The 6,486-nt window shown below is 58.7% G+C and carries 7 protein-coding genes and 2 tRNA genes; 2 read left to right on the top strand and 7 right to left on the bottom strand.

The genetic code is table 11. From position 1 onward, the window contains the following. Nucleotides 1–75: 75 nt before the first annotated feature. On the bottom strand, nucleotides 76–999 hold the full coding sequence (locus QP978_RS10575; RefSeq protein ID WP_070429360.1) for a TDT family transporter: 924 nt from the start codon (nucleotides 997–999) through the stop codon (nucleotides 76–78). A 69-nt stretch (nucleotides 1,000–1,068) separates the two neighbouring features. On the opposite strand from QP978_RS10575, the gene QP978_RS10570 reads away from it, so the two are divergent. Beyond that, nucleotides 1,069–1,971 (top strand): LysR family transcriptional regulator, encoded by a 903-nt coding sequence (locus QP978_RS10570; RefSeq protein WP_048735417.1) that lies wholly within the window; start codon nucleotides 1,069–1,071, stop codon nucleotides 1,969–1,971. After that, nucleotides 1,955–2,380 (top strand): carboxymuconolactone decarboxylase family protein, encoded by a 426-nt coding sequence (locus QP978_RS10565; RefSeq protein WP_048735414.1) that lies wholly within the window; start codon nucleotides 1,955–1,957, stop codon nucleotides 2,378–2,380. The genes QP978_RS10570 and QP978_RS10565 overlap by 17 nt, the downstream gene beginning before the upstream one ends. Here QP978_RS10565 and QP978_RS10560 read toward each other — a convergent pair. From QP978_RS10560 to QP978_RS10535, 6 genes are all read right to left on the bottom strand, one after another. Continuing rightward, nucleotides 2,374–3,483 carry an acyltransferase family protein gene (locus tag QP978_RS10560; protein WP_070429310.1) on the bottom strand — a complete coding sequence of 370 codons (1,110 nt, stop codon included), beginning with the start codon at nucleotides 3,481–3,483 and terminating at the stop codon, nucleotides 2,374–2,376. The genes QP978_RS10565 and QP978_RS10560 overlap by 7 nt on opposite strands. A 70-nt stretch (nucleotides 3,484–3,553) precedes the next feature. Further along, nucleotides 3,554–4,510, bottom strand: coding sequence for a lactate/malate family dehydrogenase (locus QP978_RS10555; protein WP_048735408.1), 957 nt, complete (start codon nucleotides 4,508–4,510; stop codon nucleotides 3,554–3,556). A 110-nt stretch (nucleotides 4,511–4,620) separates the two neighbouring features. Next, nucleotides 4,621–4,693: transfer RNA gene (locus QP978_RS10550), tRNA-Glu, on the bottom strand. 83 nt (nucleotides 4,694–4,776) lie between these two features. After that, nucleotides 4,777–5,562, bottom strand: coding sequence for a TatD family hydrolase (locus tag QP978_RS10545; RefSeq protein WP_241482131.1), 786 nt, complete (start codon nucleotides 5,560–5,562; stop codon nucleotides 4,777–4,779). Beyond that, the gene (locus QP978_RS10540; RefSeq protein WP_048735404.1) at nucleotides 5,559–6,338 is read right to left on the bottom strand and encodes a tRNA threonylcarbamoyladenosine dehydratase; all 780 of its coding nucleotides are present in this window, start codon (nucleotides 6,336–6,338) and stop codon (nucleotides 5,559–5,561) included. The genes QP978_RS10545 and QP978_RS10540 overlap by 4 nt, the downstream gene beginning before the upstream one ends. 76 nt (nucleotides 6,339–6,414) lie before the next feature. Beyond that, nucleotides 6,415–6,486, bottom strand: a tRNA-Glu gene (locus QP978_RS10535).

The following is a 6,486-nucleotide window of genomic DNA, read 5'->3' as shown; positions in this document are numbered from 1 at the left end:
CGCGGTCACGTATCGCGCGGGAGTGGTGCTTGCGGCGATTCTGGTCTGGTTACGCATATAAGAGACACGCCCTAGCTAGCTCCGCGCCCACCAAACAAATCGAGCCACGCACGCGCACCAGTGCACAGCCAGCAAACACAGCAGCCCAGCGCTGGCCACGTATAGCCACTGCACGCCGGTAATGTCACCCAGGCTGTGCGTACCAAGACTCAGAGTGCCCACGGGGAAGGTTGCACCCCACCAACCAGGGCTGTATCCGGCCCAACTGATTACGGCGCGGGTGAATCGTCGTAAAGCGATGGCGGCGAGGAAGACACCGACAATGAGCACAGCGGTGCCGTAAGCGACAGCGGAGGTTCGGTTGAAAAGCAGCTGCGCAGCGGCCGTGGACTGACCGACCAGCCCGAGCGGAATCCAGGCAGTACCGGCGATGGAATCGGGGATGCGCATGGCGCCAGAGAACAGCGCGACGTAGCAGCGTACGAAAACCGGCAGAACCGTAATCAGCGCCATCCAAAAGAGTATTTGTGCGCAGACGTGATAGAACGTGCCGTAGTCAACGCTCAGCTGTGCGCCACTTGTCGCCGCCACCATCGGGGCGACTAGCGCGAGGCCCCACTGAAAAGTTGGTTCGCCTTCGAATCCTCGCAGTTGGCGAAGGCTGACGTAGATTGCCAGCGGCGCACCGATCCACCAGGACATCAGCTGCCACGATGAGTTACTAGCTAGCGCAGTCGCAGCACTACCGAGAGCCATGATGCCCATCGCGAACATGCCCCACGGCGCCTGCAACTTCGAGTGAAAAGCCGGGTTTCGAAATCGCAACCAACCGACCACTATGAAACCGAGAATGCCAACTGCCACGACGAGAAGCAGTTCCGGAACCACCGGCACGTCATGAATGTGCGCAAGCGTGGCGAAGATGGAGGTGCCCATCAGCGATCCTGCCCACGCAGGCCCGGCGGGCGCAAGCACATCACTGCGAGGAGAGTTGGTCATGCCCATACCGTATTTGTTCTTGCTGCAGTCACCGCTATCACGAAACTCTGTGAGGGGTACCATTGATGCATGTACCCCTCCGCTGTGGCCGAACTCGAAGCACTTTTCACCGTCGCCCGTGCGGGGTCGATCTCGAAGGCCGCGCGTGAGCTCGGCACCAACCAGCAGACCATGTCCGCACGCATCGCACGGGCGGAAAGAGCGCTGGGAATCACAGTCTTCGAACGCTCCCCTTACGGCGTCTCCCCTACAGAAAAAGGGCAAGTGCTTATCGACGCTCTCCCAGACCTCCTCGCCGCCTGCCACAAGTTTTCGGGCATTGCCGCCAGCTTGCGTTCCGACAATGTTCCCCGCCACCTCACCCTTGCGGTGTCCAACACTGTCGCTGAGCTCTACTACCCCGGCTGGGCCGCAGAGTTCCACCGGCAACATCCCGCAGTCAAACTTTCGATGGTGCAGGCAAACTCCCGTGAGGTGCGGCAACTAGTAGCCGACAGTGCGGTGGACTTCGGCCTGGTAGAGGGCGAGGCTGGTCGGCACGACCTCGAAGAACGAATCATCGGCACCGACGAACTGGTCCTCGCCGTGCCGACTGGGCATTTGTGGGCTGAGCGGGCCGAGATATCCGCCGAGGAACTGCGCGCGACGCCACTCGTTATTCGCGAACCGGGTTCCGGTAGCCGACAGGTGGTGGAAGATGCACTGGGCACTCTCACCGAACCCGCCGGAGAATTTGGCTCCCTTTCAGCACAGCGCGCTGGAATGATTGCGCTGGCAGCGCCAACAATCATCGCCCGCGGCGCAATTCGCGATCAGGTAACGCTCGGGCGCATCGTCATCGTCCCCACCGACACCGTTTTTACTCGCAACCTCAGCGTGGTTATGCGTCGTGGCAGTAAAGCTAGTGGGGACATTTCGGAATTTATCCGCATTGCTAGTCCTATACTTAGCAAGCATGAGCAATTCGAATGATGAACTCTTTTCCTCCGACCGCTACGATGCCGGTATCCAAATCCGCCGCGAGGTAATGGGCGACGAATTCGTCGATGCCGCCCTCTCCCGCAATGCTGGCTCCGACGGAGAGACCCTGCAGAAGCACATCACCGCCACAGTCTGGGGTTCTGTCTGGAGCCGCGAAGGGCTGGCCAAGCGCGATCGCTCTCTGCTCAACATTGGAATGCTCGTCGCTCTGCGAGCCACCGAGGAACTGCGCGGCCACATCAAGGGCGCCCTCGCCAACGGTCTGACCCGCACCGAGATCACCGAAGCCATCGTCCACGCTTCCGGTTACTGCGGCGCACCGGCCGCACTGTCCGCGATGAAGGTCGCGCAGGAAGTGCTCGTTGCTGAGCTCGGCCCGCTTGACGACGACGATCAGTAGGCAGCCCATGGGCTCTCAGGCTCTGGTCTCCGCGTTAGTACATCAGTGATGCGGCGCAGCAGCCACGACAGTGGCAGGGCGATGGCAGTGGTGACAATTGCCACTGCCAACATCGAACCCTGGAAGGTCTGATAACCCATCAAGCTCATTACCCAGTCCATGACCAACACGTGAACGAGGAAGAACTCGTAAGAGACTTCTCCCAACCAAATCATGGCTGGATGACGAAGCCACCTTACCTCCGTACCCAGCGCAATCGGAGCCACGAATGCGCCGGCAGACAGACCATACAGCGTGGTCTTCCACAACGCCTGGTCGACATCATCCGGCACCAAGGTTGCTGGCCCCACGTGAGTGGTTGTGGATAGGAAAAACAGGACTAGCGCTATCAGCCAGCTGGCCGCCAAATTGACGCGCCAGCCAACTTTTCGCCCGTAAGCCAGCAGCATTCCGATGGCGAACCAGTCGAAATACGCCATCTGCCACAGCCGTGCCACTACCGGCAGCAGCCCTTCCTGATGCGACAGCACAGTCCAGACCGGGCCAATAAGGCCAAAACCAATAATGATGGCCAACGTTGGACCAGGCCGCAGCCGCCCCTTTGTGATCGTCCAGATGCCAAGCCCCACCAGCGGCAATACCAAGTAGAAGCCGACTTCCACCACCATCGACCACATCTGCGGCAAGCCCGGGTGAATCCAGCCGAATTGGAGCGTCTGGGTAAACGACATCGTGCGCAACCAGCCCTGTAGCCCTCCACCAGATGGTGGTGGCTCGTCTGCAGTGTGAATCAGAAAGGCCGCAGTGACCACAATCCAGTAGGCCGGCAGGACTCTCTTCGCACGGCTGGTGAAATACTTCCGCAAGTCCGGTCGGTTCGCGGGGACGTCGTCAGGCGAACCGAGCCAGCGCCCTGTGAGCAGAACCGCACTGAGCACGAAGAAGATGGTGACGCCAATTTCGAATCGACCGTTGAGGCGCCCCCACCAATCGCCGGTGTAATTGCCCGTCCAAAACGCGGCATGCGTGAGCAGGACGCCGAACGCGCCGATGGCTCGGATGCTGGTCAGCTCCGGAACGTAGGTGGACTTGGCCGAATTCATGCCAATATTTTAGGAGCGCAAAGTACTTCCCCGTGTTATTTCGGCAAAAGTGGAATCTACATAATTTCTTCTACATATTCTCGACGGTGCTCAAAATGTACTGAGCAGATTCACGCAACCGCTCCAGCTCCCAGCTGTTTAGCTGTGGCGGCATACGGCGAATGATTCCACCTCGGCCAATCACCGCAGGCATCGACAGCGAGACATCCGGCAACCCGTATTCACCATCCAAGCGTGTACACACCGGGTGGACGCTGTTTTGATCCAGCATCACCGCACGGGCAATTTCCAAAGCGGAGCGTGCAACACCGGCATTAGTCCAGCCCTTGGCATTGAGAACATCGTAAGCTGCCCCGACCACGGCATCTTGAATTTCTTGCGGTGAAGGCAGCGGCGTGCCATGCCATTTTTCCAGTTCTGCCCACCTCACACCTTGAACATTGAGTGTGGACAAAATTGGGACAGCCGTAAGCCCGTGCTCACCCATCATGTAGCCAGTGACTGACTTCGGGTCGATGCCGAGCTGCTTGGCCACCACCCAGCGCAGTCGAGCCGAGTCCAGCATGGTGCCGGTACCAAAGAGCTTTTCCGCGGGGTAGTCGAACTCGGTATGTGCCAAGTGCACCACCGCATCGAGTGGATTAGTAATAAAGAGGACGATCGCATCGCGCGTATGCTTCACGATTCCCGGCATGACATCGCGAACCACCTCCCCGCTGAGCTTGGCCAATCCGGCACGGTCCGGACGGGAATCCGGGTCGTCCGGGTCCGGGAGAATGGACGCACCAGCAGCGACGATAATCATATCTGCGTCAGCACAATCGCTGTAGTCGCCAGCATGCACATTGACATAGTCCGTGCCGGGAACACCAGTGGACTGGGATTGGTCCAGAGCCTCGCCATGCGCGACGCCTGGTGCTGCGTCAATAGTGGCAATCTCAGCGAACAGCCCGGATTCCATGGCATATGTCAGAACATACGAACCGACGTGACCGAGACCAATACAAACGAGTTTTGAATGTTTCATAGTTTCGATACTAGGACTGTGGAAATCCAGTGCCGCGGTGGAGGGGTGAGCAGCAAGACAAGAGCCTCCACTCGATTACGAGTGAAGGCTCTTGTCTCTATATATCTTTGTACCCCGTACGGGATTTGAACCCGTGTTACCGCCGTGAGAGGGCGGCGTCCTAGGCCGCTAGACGAACGGGGCTTAGAACTTTCATCCGCGCGCTGCGGACTTGTTAAACAATACACTAGACGTGGATAGTAACTGCAAATCACCAGGTCAAAGCACTAAATTCCAAGTGTTTCCGCATTTTCTGCCAATGCGTTTTTAAGCTCCGCTTCATCCATTCTTCGCAAAGTCGCAACTTCGGCGACAGTGTCCCGCAACGCGGCGATGACCTCGGCAGAGACCGCCTCCGCCGCATCACCGCTTCCGGGCTCGCGCGGAAGGTCAGTTTCCAGCAAAAGCCTATCGACGGGCACCTGCGACACATAGGCCCGTCCGCGTTTGGTCCGCAACATGAGCGGATTGACGGAGATGTAGCCACCGGCTCGGATAAGCCTGGTCAGCTCATCGTTGGTGCCACCGAAACGGTGAAAGATGGGCACGAGATTCTGACCGAGCCCTACCCCTTTGCCGGAGTCCAAGCGTGGTTCCAGCAGATCAAGCACCGTATCGGCGCTGCGGACTGTGTGAATGGACAGGATATGCGGCTGGCTCGAAGCTTGGACAGCATCGAGGATGCCGGTGAGGACATGGATTTGAGTCTCGGCGGGAACGTCGTCAAGCCTGCGGGGCGCGAAGTCCAAGCCAATCTCACCGACGAAACGGGTGTGTGGAAGGGCCTCGCGAAATATCTCAAGCTCGCGCTCGTAGTTGCCGTCGATATACCACGGGTGATAGCCAACTGCGGCCATGGGGAGATTTTCGCGCTCTAGCTCGACAAATCCGGAGGGGCGGACTGTCTGCGCGATGATCTCCACGCCTTCCTGCGCAATATCGGCTTTGAAGCACTCGCGCGAAGCCGGTGGCAGGAAATCGTAGTGAAAGTGGGTATCGATGAGCCGCATCATTTTTCCGTTGGTGGCTGGTTTTCGTCGGCCGGACCGCCGATGCGCGGGGCCAGCGGGGTTTCCTCGAACCCGAGCAGACGGCGAATGACCTTTCCGGCCAGCATCTGCCCCATGATTGGCGGTATGTAGCTCATGGTACCGAGGGTTTCCGCCTTGGTACCGCTGCCCTTGTCCGCAATTCTCACTGGCTCTTCGGATGAGTACAGCACCTCAAGACCGCGAATGCGTCGGCGGATACACACCTGACGGACGACCTTCGCCAGCGGACAGACCTTTGTCTTATTGATTTTCGAGAAGGTCAGCCGAGCTGGGTCGAGCTTATTTCCGCCGCCCATAGCGGAAATGAGGTGGACACGATTTTCCGCGCACCACTGCGCGATCTCAATCTTGCCGGTGACATCGTCGATAGCGTCGATGATGTAATCCGGACGCGGGAACTGCTCGAAGGTCTCCGCCAGGTTTTCGCGTGTGAGAAAAATCTGGCGGGCATAGGTCGTACAATCCGGGTTGATATCGGCAACCATCGCCTCCATGACCTCGGCTTTGACCCGGCCAATCGTGGAGACAAAAGCCAGCGCCTGACGGTTGAGATTGCTCGGCTCCACGACATCACCGTCGATCAAGATGAGGTTGCCCACGCCGCCTCGGGCAAGAGCTTCGGCACAACTCGACCCCACGCCTCCGAGTCCGACAACCATGACGGTAGATTCAGCTAACGTTTCTAGCCCCTCCTCCCCTAGGAGAAGCTTCAGTCGTGCGAAACGTTCACTGGTCATAGTCGCCCCTGGTCATAGTCGCCTCGATTCTTAAAAAACAAAAACTCCCCAGCCGACTGACTGGGGAGTAACTTTGTACCCCGTACGGGATTTGAACCCGTGTTACCGCCGTGAGAGGGCGGCGTCCTAGGCCGCTAGACGAACGGGG

Origin of the sequence: Corynebacterium sp. MSK035, from assembly GCF_030232615.1 — a bacterium.
GTDB lineage: Bacteria > Actinomycetota > Actinomycetes > Mycobacteriales > Mycobacteriaceae > Corynebacterium > Corynebacterium jeikeium_D.
Note: the sequence above shows the minus strand (reverse complement) of the source record. Positions and strands in the feature narration are given on the sequence as shown.

What these genes read in the sequence shown, in the direction of transcription:
- QP978_RS10575 (WP_070429360.1), bottom strand. Translation starts at nt 999, where the DNA reads ATGACCAACTCTCCTCGCAGTGATGTGCTTGCGCCCGCCGGGCCTGCG.
- QP978_RS10570 (WP_048735417.1), top strand. Translation starts at nt 1,069, where the DNA reads ATGTACCCCTCCGCTGTGGCCGAACTCGAAGCACTTTTCACCGTCGCC.
- QP978_RS10565 (WP_048735414.1), top strand. Translation starts at nt 1,955, where the DNA reads ATGAGCAATTCGAATGATGAACTCTTTTCCTCCGACCGCTACGATGCC.
- QP978_RS10560 (WP_070429310.1), bottom strand. Translation starts at nt 3,483, where the DNA reads ATGAATTCGGCCAAGTCCACCTACGTTCCGGAGCTGACCAGCATCCGA.
- QP978_RS10555 (WP_048735408.1), bottom strand. Translation starts at nt 4,510, where the DNA reads ATGAAACATTCAAAACTCGTTTGTATTGGTCTCGGTCACGTCGGTTCG.
- QP978_RS10545 (WP_241482131.1), bottom strand. Translation starts at nt 5,562, where the DNA reads ATGATGCGGCTCATCGATACCCACTTTCACTACGATTTCCTGCCACCG.
- QP978_RS10540 (WP_048735404.1), bottom strand. Translation starts at nt 6,338, where the DNA reads ATGACCAGTGAACGTTTCGCACGACTGAAGCTTCTCCTAGGGGAGGAG.